General features: G+C 64.4%; 18 protein-coding genes, 1 tRNA gene and 1 pseudogene. 8 read left to right on the forward strand and 12 right to left on the reverse strand.

What is annotated here, in order from left to right; translation table 11 throughout:
- From VFH65_RS09265 to VFH65_RS09275, 3 genes and pseudogenes are all read left to right on the forward strand, one after another.
- A pseudogene (locus VFH65_RS09265) lies at positions 1 to 453 on the forward strand (glycosidase); the annotation flags it as partial.
- Positions 454 to 641: 188 nt separating this feature from the next.
- Positions 642 to 1,064 (forward strand): hypothetical protein, encoded by a 423-nt coding sequence (locus VFH65_RS09270; protein ID WP_353320871.1) that lies wholly within the window; start codon positions 642 to 644, stop codon positions 1,062 to 1,064.
- 107 nt (positions 1,065 to 1,171) lie between these two features.
- A complete protein-coding gene (locus VFH65_RS09275; protein ID WP_353320873.1) occupies positions 1,172 to 1,975 on the forward strand; it encodes a transglutaminase-like domain-containing protein in 804 nt (267 codons plus the stop codon).
- A gap of 109 nt (positions 1,976 to 2,084) precedes the next feature.
- On the opposite strand, the gene VFH65_RS09280 is transcribed toward VFH65_RS09275, so the two are convergent.
- From VFH65_RS09280 to VFH65_RS09290, 3 genes are read right to left on the reverse strand one after another with little or no spacing between them, the layout of a single operon-like run.
- Positions 2,085 to 3,269: a N(5)-(carboxyethyl)ornithine synthase gene (locus VFH65_RS09280; RefSeq protein WP_353320896.1), complete on the reverse strand. Its 1,185-nt coding sequence runs from the start codon at positions 3,267 to 3,269 to the stop codon at positions 2,085 to 2,087.
- Between the two features lie 13 nt (positions 3,270 to 3,282).
- The gene (locus tag VFH65_RS09285) at positions 3,283 to 3,606 is read right to left on the reverse strand and encodes a hypothetical protein (RefSeq protein WP_353320875.1); all 324 of its coding nucleotides are present in this window, start codon (positions 3,604 to 3,606) and stop codon (positions 3,283 to 3,285) included.
- The gene (locus VFH65_RS09290) at positions 3,603 to 4,016 is read right to left on the reverse strand and encodes a hypothetical protein (RefSeq protein ID WP_353320877.1); all 414 of its coding nucleotides are present in this window, start codon (positions 4,014 to 4,016) and stop codon (positions 3,603 to 3,605) included. Before VFH65_RS09290 ends, VFH65_RS09285 begins: the two co-directional genes overlap by 4 nt.
- A gap of 122 nt (positions 4,017 to 4,138) precedes the next feature.
- Between VFH65_RS09290 and VFH65_RS09295 the strand changes: the two genes are divergently transcribed.
- On the forward strand, positions 4,139 to 4,831 hold the full coding sequence (locus VFH65_RS09295; RefSeq protein WP_353320879.1) for a TetR/AcrR family transcriptional regulator: 693 nt from the start codon (positions 4,139 to 4,141) through the stop codon (positions 4,829 to 4,831).
- Here VFH65_RS09295 and VFH65_RS09300 read toward each other — a convergent pair.
- Complete coding sequence (locus tag VFH65_RS09300; protein WP_353320880.1) at positions 4,828 to 5,319, reverse strand: YajQ family cyclic di-GMP-binding protein; 492 nt, start codon at positions 5,317 to 5,319, stop codon at positions 4,828 to 4,830. The genes VFH65_RS09295 and VFH65_RS09300 overlap by 4 nt on opposite strands.
- Before the next feature lie 108 nt (positions 5,320 to 5,427).
- On the opposite strand from VFH65_RS09300, the gene VFH65_RS09305 reads away from it, so the two are divergent.
- A tRNA-Tyr gene (locus tag VFH65_RS09305) sits at positions 5,428 to 5,510 on the forward strand.
- Between the two features lie 52 nt (positions 5,511 to 5,562).
- Here VFH65_RS09305 and VFH65_RS09310 read toward each other — a convergent pair.
- The 3 genes from VFH65_RS09310 to VFH65_RS09320 all read right to left on the reverse strand — a co-directional run bounded on the left by VFH65_RS09310 (position 5,563) and on the right by VFH65_RS09320 (position 6,729).
- Entirely contained in the window at positions 5,563 to 5,688 is a 126-nt protein-coding gene (locus VFH65_RS09310) for a hypothetical protein (protein WP_353320882.1), read from the reverse strand.
- Positions 5,689 to 5,732: 44 nt separating this feature from the next.
- The gene (locus tag VFH65_RS09315) at positions 5,733 to 6,113 is read right to left on the reverse strand and encodes a hypothetical protein (protein WP_353320883.1); all 381 of its coding nucleotides are present in this window, start codon (positions 6,111 to 6,113) and stop codon (positions 5,733 to 5,735) included.
- Between the two features lie 130 nt (positions 6,114 to 6,243).
- Positions 6,244 to 6,729: a hypothetical protein gene (locus VFH65_RS09320; protein ID WP_353320885.1), complete on the reverse strand. Its 486-nt coding sequence runs from the start codon at positions 6,727 to 6,729 to the stop codon at positions 6,244 to 6,246.
- 219 nt (positions 6,730 to 6,948) lie between these two features.
- Here VFH65_RS09320 and VFH65_RS09325 point away from each other — a divergent pair, with 219 nt between their 5' ends.
- Positions 6,949 to 8,199, forward strand: a complete 1,251-nt coding sequence (locus VFH65_RS09325) for a KasA/KasB family beta-ketoacyl-ACP synthase (RefSeq protein WP_353320887.1) — start codon at positions 6,949 to 6,951, stop codon at positions 8,197 to 8,199.
- Here the strand turns inward: VFH65_RS09325 and VFH65_RS09330 are convergent, their stop codons facing one another.
- From VFH65_RS09330 to VFH65_RS09340, 3 genes are all read right to left on the reverse strand, one after another.
- The gene (locus tag VFH65_RS09330) at positions 8,200 to 9,087 is read right to left on the reverse strand and encodes a cyclopropane mycolic acid synthase family methyltransferase (protein WP_353320898.1); all 888 of its coding nucleotides are present in this window, start codon (positions 9,085 to 9,087) and stop codon (positions 8,200 to 8,202) included.
- Positions 9,088 to 9,152: 65 nt separating this feature from the next.
- Positions 9,153 to 10,094 (reverse strand): cyclopropane mycolic acid synthase family methyltransferase, encoded by a 942-nt coding sequence (locus VFH65_RS09335; RefSeq protein ID WP_353320889.1) that lies wholly within the window; start codon positions 10,092 to 10,094, stop codon positions 9,153 to 9,155.
- Between the two features lie 228 nt (positions 10,095 to 10,322).
- A complete protein-coding gene (locus VFH65_RS09340; protein WP_353320890.1) occupies positions 10,323 to 10,892 on the reverse strand; it encodes an XRE family transcriptional regulator in 570 nt (189 codons plus the stop codon).
- Positions 10,893 to 10,973: 81 nt separating this feature from the next.
- Between VFH65_RS09340 and VFH65_RS09345 the strand changes: the two genes are divergently transcribed.
- Positions 10,974 to 11,834: a hypothetical protein gene (locus VFH65_RS09345; RefSeq protein WP_353320891.1), complete on the forward strand. Its 861-nt coding sequence runs from the start codon at positions 10,974 to 10,976 to the stop codon at positions 11,832 to 11,834.
- On the opposite strand, the gene VFH65_RS09350 is transcribed toward VFH65_RS09345, so the two are convergent.
- On the reverse strand, positions 11,800 to 14,169 hold the full coding sequence (locus tag VFH65_RS09350; RefSeq protein WP_353320892.1) for a lysylphosphatidylglycerol synthase transmembrane domain-containing protein: 2,370 nt from the start codon (positions 14,167 to 14,169) through the stop codon (positions 11,800 to 11,802). The two genes, VFH65_RS09345 and VFH65_RS09350, sit on opposite strands and share 35 nt — an antisense overlap.
- 209 nt (positions 14,170 to 14,378) lie before the next feature.
- On the opposite strand from VFH65_RS09350, the gene VFH65_RS09355 reads away from it, so the two are divergent.
- Entirely contained in the window at positions 14,379 to 15,902 is a 1,524-nt protein-coding gene (locus tag VFH65_RS09355; RefSeq protein ID WP_353320893.1) for an alkaline phosphatase D family protein, read from the forward strand.
- Positions 15,903 to 15,928: 26 nt separating this feature from the next.
- On the opposite strand, the gene VFH65_RS09360 is transcribed toward VFH65_RS09355, so the two are convergent.
- Complete coding sequence (locus tag VFH65_RS09360) at positions 15,929 to 16,684, reverse strand: M15 family metallopeptidase (RefSeq protein ID WP_353320895.1); 756 nt, start codon at positions 16,682 to 16,684, stop codon at positions 15,929 to 15,931.
- Positions 16,685 to 16,823: the final 139 nt, after the last annotated feature.

A 16,823-nucleotide genomic window follows, 5' to 3' on the forward strand; every position in this document is an offset into this window, starting at 1 on the left:
CGCGTTCACGGTCGTTTTGCGGCCATGTCGCGATCCGACCGCGAATCCAACACGATCGCCTTCTCGGATCACCTGGCGGTATGGCCGAGCGCGCATCCCTGCCAGGAACCGACCGAAGCCTGGGAGGCGTTACAACTCGGCAACTGCGGGCCGCCCATCGAAACTGACGCCGGATGGCTGGTGCTCACCCACGGGGTCGGTCCGATGCGCACCTACCGCATCGGGGCGATCCTGCTCGATCTCGATGACCCGACGCGGGTTCTCGGTCGGCTACGGCAACCGCTGCTCAGTCCGGCCACCGACGAGCGGGATGGCTATGTGCCCAACGTCGTCTACTCATGCGGCGCACTCGTGCACGCCGAGACCCTCGTGCTCCCATATGGCATCGCGGACGCCTCTGTCGGCGTCGCGATGGTGCCGTTGCCAGCGCTCCTCCACGCGTTGAGGCCATAGGCTGCCGCTTGCCAACGGTGTAAGTCAACAGCGTTGACAATACGTCTACCAGCGCGTTTACTTGAGGTCTAGCCCGGAAACCGCCGTCGGAGTCGATGCGTACCGGTCCCATCTCCCGGAATCGGGTTCAGGCCACGCAACCGCGCGACAACGCAATCACGACGCGTATCCAAAGGAGAGCGACCACGATGAAGAAGTCTGACGACGAACAACGAATTCAATTCGACGAGAACACAATCCACGTGGGTGCGGGTTTCGCGGCGAAGGAACGTCCGCACGTGGTGGCGGCGTTGTCCACGCTCGCGCCGCATCTTGGGAGGTGGAATCCGCGCGACGTGGCTGTGGAAGTCTCTCTGCAGGATCGCGGCGGCAAGGAACAGCGGGTGACATTGCGCACGAGCCTTCCGGGATTCCCGCAAGTGGTGGCGGTTGCCGAGAACCAGGACATCACGCACGCACTGTCTGAGGCCAAGGGCGAGCTGATCCGCCAGATTGAGCACCAGAAGTCGGCACGTGAACCTATGAACAACCGTCGGCGGCGCACCTCGATCCGCCGTCGAAGCACCTCAACATGGCCCGAGATCGCCTACTTGAATGTGAGAGAACCGTGACGCAAGCGGAGGCAAACAACGGACAAGGTGATTCGGTGCCAGGCGGTGCCGAGGGGTCACCGCGGACGCCGAGTCATCTTGGCCGCTGAAGCCATATCATCGGCGCTATGAAACGCGACGTTGGCGCAGAGCTCGAGGTCGAGATCATCGCACCCACGACGCTGGAATTCCAGATCGCCGTCGCGCCGCATCCCAATACCGAGGTGTTCGAGTCGCTGTCGTTTGTACTCGACGGAAAGCCCATCCAGGCATTGGAGATCAGCGGTACCCACGGCAACCGGATCCACAAGATGGATGTTCCCGTTGGCTACCTCAAGGTCGACTACACCGCGACCATCCTCGGTCGGACCGACCCTGCGCCGGTGAGTGAATATGACCTGTCCATGTACCTGCGCCCAAGCCGCTACGCGGAAGCCGACAAGTTCTACGGTTTCGCCGCAACGGAATTCGGCAACTACGTCGATTCGACCACGCTGTTGGAGAAGGTGTCCTCGTGGGTGGGGACCCGGCTGAACTACGTGCCGGGATCTAGTGATCCTATTGATGGGGCGGTGGACACGTTGCTCGCGGGCGCCGGTGTGTGCCGCGACTACGCGCACCTCGTGGTGGCGCTGCTACGGGCGGTCAACGTGCCGGCCCGCGCCGTGTCGGTATACGCGCCGGGCCTCTATCCGATGGACTTCCACGCGGTCGCGGAGGCATTCGTCGAGGGACAGTGGCGCGTGGTCGACGGCACGCTGCTGGCACCGCGACAAACGTTGGTGCGCATAGCCACTGGACGCGACGCTGCCGACACGGCGTTCCTGGACAACCACAAAGGCGAGATCGCGCTGCACAAACTGTGGGTGACAGCTGTCGTCGACGGTGACCTGCCAACGGATGCTGTCGACGAGCTGGTGTCGATCGGCTAGTGCCGCGAGTTATTCGGCCGCAGCGACCGGTGCACCTTTCGGCGGTCAAACTCCTTATTCGTCGTTGGCACTTTGCATGGTGGTCCTGCGCTGACCCCATTCCGACCGGCTACGCGTACGACTGACGGCCGCCAAATTGCTCGGCGCGCACAGAGTGCGGGTACGCATCCTCGCGCCGCTGAAACGACAGGATGCTGGGATTCTGAACGGCGCCATCGCGAATCTCGATGGCTCGCGAAATCGTCGGTGTCGAATCCCACGCCGCCGCGCCGGACAGAACCGTATCGAGGTGCGGCAACAAGGCCTCGCTGATCTCCCACGTCGCCGAATTCCAGAGATAGGACGGGCTGTGGTCGACGGCGTAGTACTGCACGCCGTTTGCCACCTCGACGACCGGCTGGCTGAACGAGGTGGGGTGCGCCCAACTGAAACCCATACCGGTGTCGCAGGAGACGTCGACGATCAGGCTTCCCGGAGTGAAGCTCGCCAGTTCGTCCTCCGTGACGAAAACCAGTGGAGCAGTGGGGTCTTGGAGAACGCAATTGACAACCAGGTCGTTGTCCGCGAGGAAGCTGGCCACTGGGACCGCCCCGTCCGGTGAGTCCGCCCAGACGCGGTCATCGGTGTTTCCCATCTGAATGATCTGAGTGGAGTGAATCGGCGAACCGACGGCGGCGACATCGCGGTTGGTCAGCACCCGCACGTCGTCAACACCGTGGGCGTTCAGGGCGGTAACCGCGCCACGGGCGGTTGCACCGAATCCGATGACCGCGGCACGCAACCGACGGCCGTAGCTGCCCGTGATCCCAGCCAGTTGCATGGCGTGCAGGACGGAGCAGTAGCCCGCGAGTTCGTTGTTCTTGTGGAAGACGTGTAGCCCGAACCCACCGTCGGCTTGCCAGTGATTCATCGCCTCGAAGGCGATCAGCGTCAACCGCCGATCGATTGCGACCTGGGTCAGGGCCGCGTCCTGCACACAATGCGGCCAGCCCCAGACAACCTGTCCCACAGTGAGTTCCGTGAGATCTTCGGCTTGCACCTTGGGCAATAGAATGACGTCGCAGTCGGCGATGAGTTGTTCACGGGTCCTGATGCCGCCGACGAGGTCGGCCAAGGCGTCGTCAGTGGCGCCGAATTCGGTGCCGTAGCCGTGCTCGAGGAAGATCCGCTGCCGGATGTGGCGGTCGATCTTGGCGAGATGTGCCGGGTGAATCGGCAGGCGGCGCTCGTTGGCTTTGCGCGAGTGGGCAAAGACACCGAGTGAAAGTTGTTGCAGATCAGTGCCTCTGGCGATGGACAAATCGGATTTAGAGTGTGCTGAATCCAACTGGTTTGGCCGTCCTTTGCTTGTTCAGTTGCTGGCTGGAGGCGGTTGCCTCGCCACGAGGGATAGTCGCCTGCTGTTGCGAGCGTCCAGCCCTAATTGTCTTGATGTCAATCTCGATTTGGGCAGCGTGGGCCCTCAAGGCGTACTCGTCGGCGAGTGCTTGCTGACGGCGCAGGCATGACGCGTCCACCTGATCGCGGGACGTCTCACGGTTGACGCGACTTTGCATGGCGCGCGTCTTGTACGTCACTCCCGCGATCATGCCGGCAAGCACCAATGCCGCTATTGCGGTGACAACGATCAAAACGATTGTGTTGGCAGCGATGTCGGCCTCTTAAGTTGGTGGGTCGGCACGCCCTCGGCGGGGGTGACGTTTGGGGCGATGTCGGCTCGTTGTTGGTGCTCGAACCGGGTGTCGTGGTCCCGGTTGATAAATGCCGTTTCGCGTCGGATGCGGGCGGCGACGCGTCGCGTGTCGGCGGCTCGGCTGGCGCTGCGCCGCGCGCCGGTGATCAACGCGGCGAACCCGAGCGATGCCACCACGCCGACCATGATCCCTAAGAGGAACAGCGTGCCGGTAGACCCCGTGGGGTGATAACCGAACACGACGAAATTTTCAATCGGCGGGTGGCCCGCCCCAGCATTTGTCAGAACGCCGACAATCGCGACGAGACCGACGAGGAGCAAGACAATCAGTCCGACGATGACAAGCATCAAACGCCTCTCATCTGGTGGTACACGTCCAGTAGACGCTTGCTCAGGCCATCTGTCAACGCTGTTGACGGACGGCGTTAACATACAGGTCCGATCCGATTCAAAGGGGAAGTGCTGCCGCGATGACGAAGCCGACCGCGCCCGTAGCCAGAGGCGACACCCCGGTCACCCGATCGGTGATCCTGCGGTGCGCGCTGAGGATCGTCGATCAACACGGGATCGACGGACTATCGATGCGACGCCTCAGTGAGGAGGTCGGCCGGGATCCCACCGTGCTGTATCGCCACATCCCGAACAAGGCCGCATTGCTCGACGGGGTCGCTGAGATCGTCCTTGGCCAACTGCAGGTGGACATCGCGGATCAGGATTGGGCGAGCCAGTTGCGTATCGTGGCCCACGACTTTCGCCGCCTGGCTCTCGAGCACCCAAACGTGGTGCCGCTGTTGGTGACTCGGCCGCTGGCCACACCGCTGGGCCAGCGGCCGCCTGGGATGCTGCGGCCGTTGGAGAACGTGCTGGCGCTGCTCACCTCTGCCGGCTTCAGCGGGGTCGATGCACTGCACATCTACCGGATGGTCTTCGGCTATCTGCACGGCCACATCCTCACGGAGTTGCAGGAGGTCATCGAGCGGCCCGAGGAGACCGACGACGTTCTGCGCTTGGGCCTCCACCGCCTCGCGGTCACCGAGTTCCCCCAGGTGCGCGCGTTGGCGTCGGACCTGGCCTCCTACGACGGTGCCGCTGAACTGGACCGCGGCCTAGACCTGCTGCTCAGCGGTCTGTCGGCCACGATGACACTGCCCCAAAGGCCCTAGCGGTAGTTGACGAACTGCAATGCGACGTCGAGGTCGGCATTCTTCAGCATGGCGATGATGGCCTGTAGGTCGTCGCGCTTCTTGGAGCTGACGCGCACTTCGTCGCCCTGAATCTGGGCCTTGACGCCCTTGGGGCCCTCGTCGCGGATCAGCTTGGTGATCTTTTTGGCGTCCTCGCTGGAGATGCCCTGCTTGATGGTGCCGCTGACCTTGTAGGTTTTGCCGCTGGCCTGCGGCTCGCCTGCGTCGAAGGCCTTCATCGAGATGTCGCGGCGGATGAGTTTTTCCTTGAAGACGTCGATGGCGGCCTTGGCGCGCTCCTCGGTGGAGCTGGTGATGACGATGGTCTCCTCGCCCTGCCAGGCGATGCCGGTGTCGGTGCCGCGGAAGTCGAATCGGGTGGCCAGCTCCTTGGCGGCCTGGTTCAGGGCGTTGTCGACCTCTTGGCGGTCGACCTTGCTGACAACATCGAATGATGAATCCGCCATTGGATCCGTCCCTCCTGGGTTGGTCTGGTGCGTTTTCGTCTTAGGCCCATCCTCGTTGTACCCTGCTAGTCGCACCAAACCGGGTCACTCCGGGTGGTGCAGCATCCAGGCAGGTTGCCCGAGCGGCCAATGGGAGCGGACTGTAAATCCGTCGGCTTACGCCTACGCAGGTTCGAATCCTGCACCTGCCACGCGTGATGTCTCGGGACATCGTTGACAGATGTCCCGAGACATCATTGACATCTAGACCCTGATGAACACGCAGACCGCCGGCGTCGGCCGCAGTTCGTCCTCTGGGAAGATTTGGTCCGCCAGGGCGCGCCAATCGATCGCATCGTCCTCGGGGGTGTAACCCCTAGCCTCAAACATTGTCGGACTCCTTTGATGGCTCAGAACGCTTCTGGGACGACGCCTTACGGGGCAGGCTGGATTTGGGCGTCGGTGTTCAACACTTCGAGGGGTACGCGTTGATTCGGCACTACTGGCTCGAAAGTTTCAGCGCTGTCGATGACCCCAGGGCGAACGTTTCCGGGATTCCAACTGTTCTTGGTCACCGTCGTGCTCGTGCAGCTGGTGGTGTTCGTCGCGGCGTCCTTGACGCAGCAGCGGTAGGTCGTTCCGGTCTTGCCGTTCCACGTGACCTGCGTCTCCGTGAACGTCCCACCCTTGCTTTCGCAGTCGGACTTTTCGCTCGCATGCGCGGAGGGTGCGCCGACGGTCATCAAGGCGCCGAGTCCGATCGCCGCCGCTGCGACAGCGGTGGGCACCAACTTGGTGAAGGCGGTTGTGGTCATGGGATCAATGGTCGTGATCAGGCCGTAGTTCCGTAATCGCCGGGACGCCAGATTCCACTGCTACAGGGGGAGGGTTTCCTATCCGCCGGGTAAGGCCGCCGCTGGCGGTATTTCGATATCGCGGTGGAGGCTAACCAGGGGGAGTCAACCGGATGGCTGCCAGGTGGTCGCGATCGACCGCCTCGGCGAACTCGTCAACGGTAGGGATCCGCCCATCGCGGAATTTCAGCCCCATCATGGTTTGTGCGCGCTTGACGCCATACGACTCGGCGCAGCGCCGGGAGACATCGGCCACGATCGCGCGGTCCTGGATGAGCTCGCCGCGCATGGTCGTCTTCTTGCCCTCGTGAAGGACCTCGGCAGTGGCGCCGTCGCGGAAGTTGAACTTCCATGGCGCGCTGGTGATGGCGTACAGATCGTCGTCGACCTGGTGGGCGCTCAAGGGAATTGAGTATCGCCGTCCTGTCTTTCGTCCGTTGAAGCTCACCACCATCATGTGCTTGCGCAGCGGCCCTGCGAGAGGGGTGCGTAGTAGGAATCGGACGAGCGGGTTGACGGCACGGAAGATCGCCTCCGGCGCATGGACGATCGTGACCGCAGGTGACTGTTCTGTCATGTCGCTCACCGTATGACTAATCGCGTTTCGATCCGCGCTGATCGCCAGAGTCCGCCGCCGGATCGCCGCCCCGCGAGGCGGGCTACGCACGAACGTTCGAGCCACCCAGCGAAGAGCTGTGCCCAGATGTCGACCCTGCGGCCCCCGAACCGCTTTAATGGAATTAGCGGGGCCGCAAGATAATCAGCTGGAGAGCAGGACTTCCGAGGGGCAGTGGGGATGGCTGTGTTGACCACCGGGGAGGGATTCGACGACGTCGTCGTCACCGCCGTCGCATCAACGACTTCTCTTTCGCCTGATGCCGAAGACACCTGGCAGCAGTTGTTGGAGGGCCAAAGCGGCATCCGCGTGCTCGACCAGCCGTTCATCGTGGATTTCGATTCGCCGGTGAACATCGGAGGTCAGCTCCGAGAAACCTTCGAAGACCAGCTGAACCGCGTCGAGAAGCGGCGGCTGTCCTACATGCAGCAGATGTCCACGTTGCTGGGCCGGCGGCTGTGGACCCAAGGAGGATCGCCCGAGATCGACACCACACGGCTGCTGGTATCGATCGGGCTTGCGCTTGGCAGCACCGAGGAATTCCTCCGCCAGTACGACGAGTGGCGGGTGAAGGGCTTGAAGGCGGTGTCGCCGCTGGCAGTGCAGATGTCGATGCCTAACGCGCCGGCCGCCGCCGTCGGGTTGGAACGTCGCGCGAAGGGCGGGATCATCTCCCCGGTGATGGCCGACGCCTCCGGCGCCGCGGCCATCGCAGAGGCTTGGCGGCACATCGCCCTCGGCGAGGTCGACATCGCGATCTGTGGCGGCGTGGAGACCGGGATCGAGGCGGTGCCCGTCGCGGCCTTCATACAGCAGGGTTTCTTGTCGACCAACAACGACGACCCTGCCGGGGCTTGCCGGCCGTTCGACAAGGATCGCGACGGCATGGTGTTCGGTGAAGGCGGCGCGCTTCTGCTCCTGGAGAGCGAGCAACACGCCAAGGCCCGCGGCGCCGACATCCTGGCTCGAGTGATGGGGGCGGGCATCACGTCTGACAGCTACGACATCGTCAAGCCGGACCCCGAAGGGGAGCGCGCCGGCGACGCCATCTCCCGCGCCATCGAGTTGGCGGGCTTGACGGCGTCCGACATCGACCACATCAACGCCCACGCCACCGGAACCGACTTTGGTGACCTGGCCGAGGCCCATGCAATTCGCAGGGCCTTCGGCGATCACAAACCCGCGGTCTATGCACCTAAGGCGGCCCTGGGCCACTCACTGGGCGCGGCCGGAGCGGTGGAGGCGGTGCTGACGGTGCAGGCCCTTCGCGACGGCGTCGTCCCGCCGACCCTCAATCTGAAGGAACTCGACCCCCAGATCGATCTCGATGTCGTGGCCGGTGGACCCCGCCGCGGCGAGTACCGCTACGCGCTCAGCAATTCGTTCGGACTCGGCGGGCACAACGTCGCATTGGTGTTCGGCGCGTACTGATTACCTCTTGACGAGGGTGAACTGCCCGACCTCGCAGATGCCGCGTTGGAAGAAGTCGGAACACCCCGTCAGGTACCGCATGTAGCGGTCGTAGATCTGCTCCGACGTGACGGCGATCGCCTCGTCGCGGTGCGCCTGCAGGGCCTCCGCCCACGTGTCGAGGGTCCGGACGTAGTGCGGGCTCAGTTTGTCGGTCGCCTCGACCGAGAATCCCGCCCCGCCTGAGTATTCGACGACGTCTTCGTCGCACGGCACCGATCCGCCAGGGAAAATCTCCTTGGCGATGAACCGCATGAACTTCAGGTCGGTCATCGTGATCGGGATGCCCATCTCCGGCCAGCGCTTCAGCGGATGACCCATGATCGTCTGCAGGACCATCCGGCCATCGCCGGGCATGACGCCGTAACACATCTCGAAGAAGGCCTTGTACCGCGTTTTCGGGAATGCCTCGAACGCCTCGATGCTGATGATGCGGTCGACGGGCTTGTCGTACTCCTCCCAGCCGCGCAGGAATACCTGGCGGGACCGGTTCGAGTCGATGCCGTCCAGAAGCTCCTGGCCGTAGGCGCGTTGGTTCTTGCTCAAGGTCAGGCCGATGACGTTGACGTCGTAGCGCTCGACGGCGCGTTTCATCACCGAACCCCAGCCGCAGCCGACGTCGAGCAGTGTCATCCCCGGTTGCAAATCCAGCTTGCCGAGCGCGAGGTCGATCTTGGCGTACTGCGCCTCTTCAAGCGTCATGTCGTCACGCTCGTAGAACGCGCAGCTGTAGGTCCGCGTCGGATCCTGGAACAACCCGAAGAACTCGTTTGAGATGTCGTAATGGGCCTGAATGTCCTCGTACGCCGGTCGCATCGCCGTCGAGCCCCCCGACCCGCTGTCCGCCATCTCCGTGTCCTCCTTCAAGGTGCGTTACACCTTAAAATGTCTATAACGCACTTTACTTAATCGGGCTAAGCAGCGCCTTTTACGCATGTGAACTGACAAACGTCGGTGTAGCCGTCGCGGAACAGGTCGGCGCAGCCCTTCAGGTACTTCAGGAACCGCTCGTAGATCTCCTCATTCGTGATCTCGATGGCCTCGGCCTTCTTGGCCTCGAGATTGGCCGCCCAGGTGTCCAGGGTGCGGACGTAGTGCGGCTGGAGATGCTGCTCGCGAGTGATGGTGTAGCCGGCCTTGACGGCGTGCTCGGTGACCTGCGCGGCCAGCGGCAGACGACCACCGGGGTAGATCTCGTCCATGATGAACTTGATGAAACGCACCGTCGACATTTTCAGCGGCAGCTTCTTCGCCTTAACTTCCTCGTCGCTCGGAATGATGATCGTGTGTAGCAGCATCACCCCGTCGTCGGGCATCCAGTTGAAGGTCTTCTTGAAGTAGTCGTCGTACTTGTTGAAGCCGAAGTGCTCGAACGCGCCGATCGACACGATCCGGTCGACCTGGCCGTCGAACTCTTCCCACGGCTGCAGCCGAACTTCCATGTGGCGCTTGCTGTCGGAGTTGGCAAACCAGTAATCCTCGATGTGCTGCTTCTGGTTCTGCGACAGCGTGAGGCCGATGACGTTGACGTCGTACTTCTCGACCGCACGCATGATCGTGGAACCCCACCCGCAGCCGATGTCGAGCAGCGTCATCCCGGGTTTTAGGCCCAGCTTGCCGAGCGAAAGGTCGACCTTTGCCATCTGTGCTTGTTCGAGCGTCATGTCATCGCGCTCGAAGTAGGCGCAGCTGTATGTCTGGGTCGGGTCCTGCCACAGCTTGAAGAAGTCGTTCGAGATGTCGTAGTGGAACTGGACTTCTTTGGCGTCCGAACCGCGCGTTTGCGCCGCCGACTTAGACAGCCACTTGGACTGGGCCTGCGGCGCGCTCGTCTCTGTCCTCGTTGTTTCTGCCACTTTGCCGTCCCCTGGAGCTAGGAATCGGGTAATTGACCAGCGTGCAGTTTCCTCGACACGATTCCACGAGAATACCCCGTACCATGTCCGCTTTGAGTAGGGGTTTGGCGGGTTGGCGCAGCGTAGCGGGGTGCGTCCAAGCGCCAGTGTGGTTGAAGCACAAAGGGAATGCTTGCTGAGCTAACAAGGTGGCGGACAAACTCGCGAGCGGGATCAGCCAGCTGCGGCTTAACCAGCGTTCTCCACAAGAGATTCGTCCCACCCGTTGACGTGTGGCTCTGCGTTCTCTTCGGGTACGGGCTCGAATTGCTCTTGGTGCGAAAGGTGCTCGGTGCCGGGCACGCCGCCGAGGGCAGCGATTGCCTCCCTGATTCTCGCCGCTTCCTCGTCGCTGGGCGCTTCGCCTGCCTCGAGGCGGTCAAGGAGATCGGCGGTCAGCCCCGCGCCGTTGGCAACCTCATGGGCGGACAGCTTGGCGTGCACGCGCGTCACGTACAGCTGGATTCCCAAACTCGTCCCTGGTGCGGTGGCGGCGTGTTCCATCAGGGCGTCGTAGCGCCGCCGGACATTGCTGAGCGCCACAATCACCCCGGGTGAGGGCCTGCCGGTGCTTGCCGCATCCGTCAGCGCAGCGCGCAATTTCCGCATGCCCGACAGAACGACATCCGCGCGTTTGTGGAACTTCTTGTCCTCGACGAAGGGCAAAGCATCGATGGCGGCCGTGTACATGTGCATCGCCGCCTCGGAGAGACTGACGATGATCGACGAATCACCTTCGCGTGACGCGTGTTCGGCCATGGGCCCTCAATTCTCTAGCGGACAGTTCCAAGAGGAATACCGGTTGAGACTAGCCATGGGTACAAGCCGTACCCTCCGGTGGTGTCGCTGAACCCCCGCGGCCCGCGCCGGCGGGTCCCAATCGACGGCTGGCGCGCAGTCGGCTGGCTGGCCTGTGCTGTCGCAGGTGGTGCGGCCATCGTCTGGTTCATCGTCCTCAGTCCCGGCGAGATCGGAAGCAAGGCGGAGTGGTTCTTCGGCGCCGTCGTGCTCGTGGTCGTCATGGTCGCGATGTGGCAGACCGTCACCATCCAGCGCGCGGCGACGCAGGAGGCCGCCGCGGCCGACGAACGACTGCGCGAGGAGCTGCGGGCCGCTGAGGAGCGCTCGGCGCGAGAGTTGGCTCTGAGGCAGTCCATGCACCATGCCGAGCTCGAAGCCCAGAAACAACTACACCGCGCCGAGCTGGCGGCCCAACAGGAACTCGCCGCGGTGGAACGCGGCCACCTCGTTCGGCAACTGCAGAAGCAGGCGATGATCGAGGTGTCGCGTGCCGTCAGCGCGCACACTCGCATGTTGGCGACGCTGTGGGACCAGGGCGCGCGCATCCTGCACAACGAGGAACGCGACGAACGCGAGAAGGCGATGAACCCGATCTTCGAGCAGATCAGCCAAGTGGTGAAGGACTTTTCGCTCGAACTCGACAACGCGCATCTGCTCATGGAGGACGACCGCCTGCACGACGCACTTGACCGCATCAACGAGGCTGCGCTGATGGCGATTCGCGTCGCCGAGGATGTGCACGTTGCCGTAATCGACGGGCGCGCACCGGAACCCAATCCGGTCCCCGCCGCACAGCAGCTCATGCAGACCAGGGCTGCCGAAGCGCGTCGTCTCGCGTGGGACTTGCTCCGCACCGGGGTCGAGCCTAGATTTTCTCGTTCTTCGTCATCCACCGCATGACCTGCCAGCCGACGAACACCGGCAGCCAGCACGTCAACACGCGATAAAGCAACACCGACGGCACGGCGATCGCGGCGGGCATGCCAAACGCCGCAAGGCCACCGATCAACGCCGCTTCGACGGCGCCGACGCCACCGGGGGTGGGCGCCGCGGACGCCAGGGTGCCGCCGACCATCGTCACCACGGTTACGGTGACGAACGACGTGTCCCCGCCGAAGGCCTCGACGCTGGCCCACAAGGCGAAGGCGGCGCCGAGAGTCGTTGCGGCACAACCAAGCACAATCAACGCCAGCCGTTTCGGTTCGCGGGCCAGTTCGATCAGATCGTCCGTCACCTCCTTGACCTTCGGCCGCACCGCGGTGCCCAGCCAGCGCCGCAGCTTGGGGACCAAGAGGAACGCACCGACCAAACCCAGTGCTACGCCGGCGATCAGATACAACACGGTGGCGTCGGGGACGAAGCGGGACAGGTCCGCCGATGCGCCCACCGCGGTGCTGAAGAAGATCAGCAGAGAGAGGTGAGTGATCACCTGCACCGACTGCTGCAGCGCAACAGCGGTGGTGGCGCGCAACGGGTTCAGCCCACCCTTCTGCAGGAACCGCGCGCTGAGCGCGAGGCCGCCCACACCGGCGGGGGTGGTGGTCGCCGCGAACTTGTTGGCCACCTGCATGAGCGCCAGGCTCCGCAAGCCGACCAACCCGTCGGCGCACGCCCACAAGGCCGTTGCCGCCCCCACATACGTCAGGGTCGAGACCGCCAAACCCAGTAGTGCCCACCACCAGTTGGCGGTCCGCAGCTCGGTGAGGAACGTCGGCACTGCGGCGATGAACGGATATGCGACGTAGACGAGCGCACCCAGCAGCACGAGCTGAATGATCTGGCTGCGGGTGAACCGGGCGATGGTCTCGGCTCGAATCTCCTCGGCGCCGGTCTGGCGTTTGACTTCGTCGCGTGCGCCGGAGATGACAGTGTCGGGGTCGCTCACCGATCCGCGGATGCGTGCCGGCACAGCGGATTTGGTGAGTCGGCGCGACGCGCTCAGCACAGTGGCATTGCCGAACGTATCGATCGCCGCGCCCACTGCGGACTTCGCGTCGTACAGGTCGGTGGTCGTCACAAGGAGCTGGGCAATGTCGGATCGGAGCTGAGCATCGGTGGCGCCGTACTCGGCGTTGTCGAACCCGCCGAAGAGCACGACGCCGTCCGCGACGGTGATCATCTGACGGCGAAGGTCGCCGTGGCAGACCTGACATTCGTGCAGGGCGTGCAGCGATTCCCACACGCGCGCAACGGGAATCATCTCCTTGCGTTCGTGGATCGGGGACCCGTTGGCGGGGGTGTGCGCGTACAGCGTCCATCCGCGGTCGAGCGCGGCGACGGTCAGTATCGACGTGTTGGCCACGCCGATGTCACCGATGGCGATGGCCATCAGCGCACGATGCTCGACAGCGCGGCGCATCGAGGCGTGCAGGGGCGCGGTCTCACGGTCGCGCAGCCGCAGCTTGCGCCAGATCTGACGCAGCGCACCGCCGCTGCGCTGATGCGGGCCGTACATCTCCATGACCGATTTCGAATCCTGCGATGCCGCCGATAGAACCAGCGGGCCGGCGCCTGCCGGGCGCAGCACGGTCATGGCGGACACGACGAATCCGCGTTTGGCCATCGCCCGTACGGCACCGTCGAGCGGCACTTCGAGGCCGGGGGTGCCGACGACCAGAACCACCAGCGCACCGACGAACCAGCCGACGGCCAGGCCCACCAACGACCGCGCGGGAACGATCGCGCTGATGAACAGGTGGATGGGCACGAACGCCAGCAGCAGCGCCCACCACCAGCGCCGCCAGCGAGCGGGCAGCCATGGCCCGGACACGGTGAGCACGGCCGCCAGCATCGCGATCCACCGCGGGTCGTCGACGAACTGCGACGGGATCGTGTCGGCCCGTTCCGACAAGTCGAAATGCCATTGGGGTGCCGCGATGCCGTCGCCGGTGATCGAAAGGGCGAGAAGGGCGATGATGCCCGCGGCCGCGTACGCGCCGAGCAGCTTCCATTGCCGGCCGACGACCAGGCTGACCAGGATCACGAATGGCAAAGCCACGATCGCGATGCCGTAGGCGAGGTACACCAGATTGGACTGGGTGGGGGTGAGCACCCCGACGATCTCCGAGACGGACCGCTCAAGGGCGACCCACTCGTTTCTGGTGATCAGCGAGCTGGTGATCACGACCGCCAGGAACAGCGCCGCGAGCGCCACGCGCAGGATGTCGTTGGTCCTTCGGGTCAGCGGTTGCAGCAAGCTGCCAGAAACGGTGATCTCCCGCCCGTCAACTCGCATTTCCGCATCATCGCGGATCGGACCCGCGAAGGTCAGCGGCTCGCCGAGAAGTGGCGGTCTTGAGTCGTATGTCCGGGTGTTTGGCAACCGAGCGCGACACCACGCCGAAAGGCTGCGTATACAGGCTGTTTGCGTAATGGCCTGGCTGCAGGCGGACACCGTATGGCCTGTCGTCACCGGCGGGACAGACGGCCCTTCGACACTCGGCCGTGTCTGTGCGTTCGAGCCGTCGTGCGCTGCTCAAGGGCGCGCTGGTGCTCGCTGCGCTGCCGGTGGCGGGTTTCACATCCGGGCGGCTCACCCCGGGGGCCGACCCGTTCACGCTTGGCGTGGCATCCGGCGATCCAGCGCCCGATGGGGTGGTGATCTGGACGCGGCTGGCGCCAAACCCTCTGGCCGACGACGGTCTCGGCGGCATGCCGGCACGCGCGGTCGACGTGGAGTGGGAAGTGGCCGGCGACGAGCGGTTCACGCGCGTCGAACAGCGCGGTGTGACGGTTGCGGTTCCGGAGTCGGCGCACAGCGTGCACGTTGAGTTGAGCGGTCTGCGGCCAGGCCGCGACTACTTCTATCGGTTCCGCACCGCCGGCTACGTCTCACCGGCCGGGCGTACCCGCACTGCGCCGGGGGCCGGGTCGTTGGCGGCGATGACGATGTGTGTGGCGTCGTGCTCCAACTACGAGCAGGGCTGGTTCACCGCATACCGGCGGCTCGCGGAGGAGCATCCGGATCTCGTTGTGCACCTTGGTGATTACCAATACGAGTACGGCGCTCGGGCAGGCGGGGTGCGTCAGCATGTCGGGTCGGAAACGGTGACGCTGGCGAACTATCGGCAGCGTTACGCGCAGTACAAGACCGACCCGGACTTGCAGGCCGCGCATGCGGCGGCGCCGTGGCTGGCGGTGTTCGACGATCACGAGCTCGCCGACAACTGGGCCGACGAGGTCGCCGCGAAACCGTCGCGCGTGTTTCGGGATCGACGGGCGGCGGCGCTGCAGGCCTACTACGAGAACATGCCGCTGCGCCGTACTGCTGCGCCGCGGGGCATCGACATGCAGCTTTATCGGCGAGTGCAGTGGGGATCACTGGCAACGTTCCACATGCTCGACACTAGGCAGTACCGCGACGACCAACCGTGTGGTGACGAAATCTCTTCGTGCGCCTCGCGTACTGAGCCGTCGCGGTCGCTGACGGGCGCAGCGCAGGAACGCTGGCTGCTCAACGGGTTTCAGCAGTCGCGGGCGCGGTGGGATGTGCTGGGACAGCAGGTGTTCTTCTCACAGGTGGAGCTGACGCCGGGTCGGGGTCGCGGCTTCAACCCGGACGCGTGGGACGGGTATGCGGCCAACCGCGACCGCATCGTTCGCGGGCTGGTCGACTCGCCGGTGCGCAACGCGCTGGTGCTGACCGGTGACGTCCATTCGCACTGGGCTGCCGAGGTGCGGGAGAGGTTCGACGATCCGACGTCGCCGGTGGTCGCGACGGAGTTGGTCACCACGTCGATCAGCTCGGGCGGGGACGGATCGGATGCGGGCCGCGCGGCGGTGCTGGACGAGAATCCGCACCTGAGGTACTTCAGCGATCGCCGCGGCTACGTCCGCGCGCGTTTGACCGCCGACGAGATGCGAGCCGACTTCCGCGAGATGCCGTTCGTCTCGCGCCGTGATGCTCCGGTGCGCACCGGCGCGACGTTCGTGGTGCCCGACCGGGAGCCCGCGCTGCACCTGATGTGAATGTTCGAGTTTCGCGCGGCGACAATTCAGGGGCGCTCAAAGTGCTGGTAGTCCTTGACCGTTCGCCAGTAGCCACCCCACGCCCACCCACGATCGGTGAACGCGCGAACGGCGGGATCACCGTCGTGCAGAAGGCCGGGATCATGTCGGCTGCGGTCAAGATACGGGCCGGCGTTGCCGGGCTGAAACGCACCGGTGCGCCCGACATACGGATTGAGAAGCGGGTTGAGATCAATGGCCCGGCCGTAGGCATGCTGCGACCACCTCCCGGTGCCGGGAATGATCCGGCAATTGAAGGCGGAGGTGTTGTTGTCCCGCATGGACGCCTCGTCGTCGGCATTCGGATAGTGGTCGACCGTGCGCATCCTCTCGATCGGATAGCCCAGTCGACGCAGGTCGGTGAAGATCGCTTCGACGTCGGCCACCAGCTCCTCGTGCACGATCAGCTCGCCACGGTGGGGTCGACCATCGAAGCCGAGGTAGTCGACGTCGACCCGCCGCAGCTGCTGCGGCCCAATGGGACAGCCCGGCCGCCAGCTCGCGCCGAGGTCGCCTGCGGTGACGGAGTGAACGGTTTGTGGGGCGGGCGGAGGTGGCGGCGGAGTGCTCGTCGGCGCAGCCGTTGATTGCCGGGTGGGCGGCGGCGCGGGCGACGGCTCAGGGGGCGCGGGCGGCGCAGAGGTGCATTGCACAAGCGCTGCTGCCACCGTGGCGATTGCGGCCACGGTGCGGAGCCGTGTGAATGCGCCGACCGGCGCGGAATCGATATTGCGTGTTTTCATTCGAAAGACCGCAGTCATGGGCGGTTTCGCGGGTTATGTCGGTGCGATCCACGGTACTCGCGGGATGAGAATTGCCCGCCTAACTCGAAATTGGGTCAAATGCGCTGGCCCGAGGACCTGTGCGCAGTCATGGCATCGC

Source organism: Mycobacterium sp. (genome assembly GCF_035697385.1).
Classification (GTDB): domain Bacteria; phylum Actinomycetota; class Actinomycetes; order Mycobacteriales; family Mycobacteriaceae; genus Mycobacterium.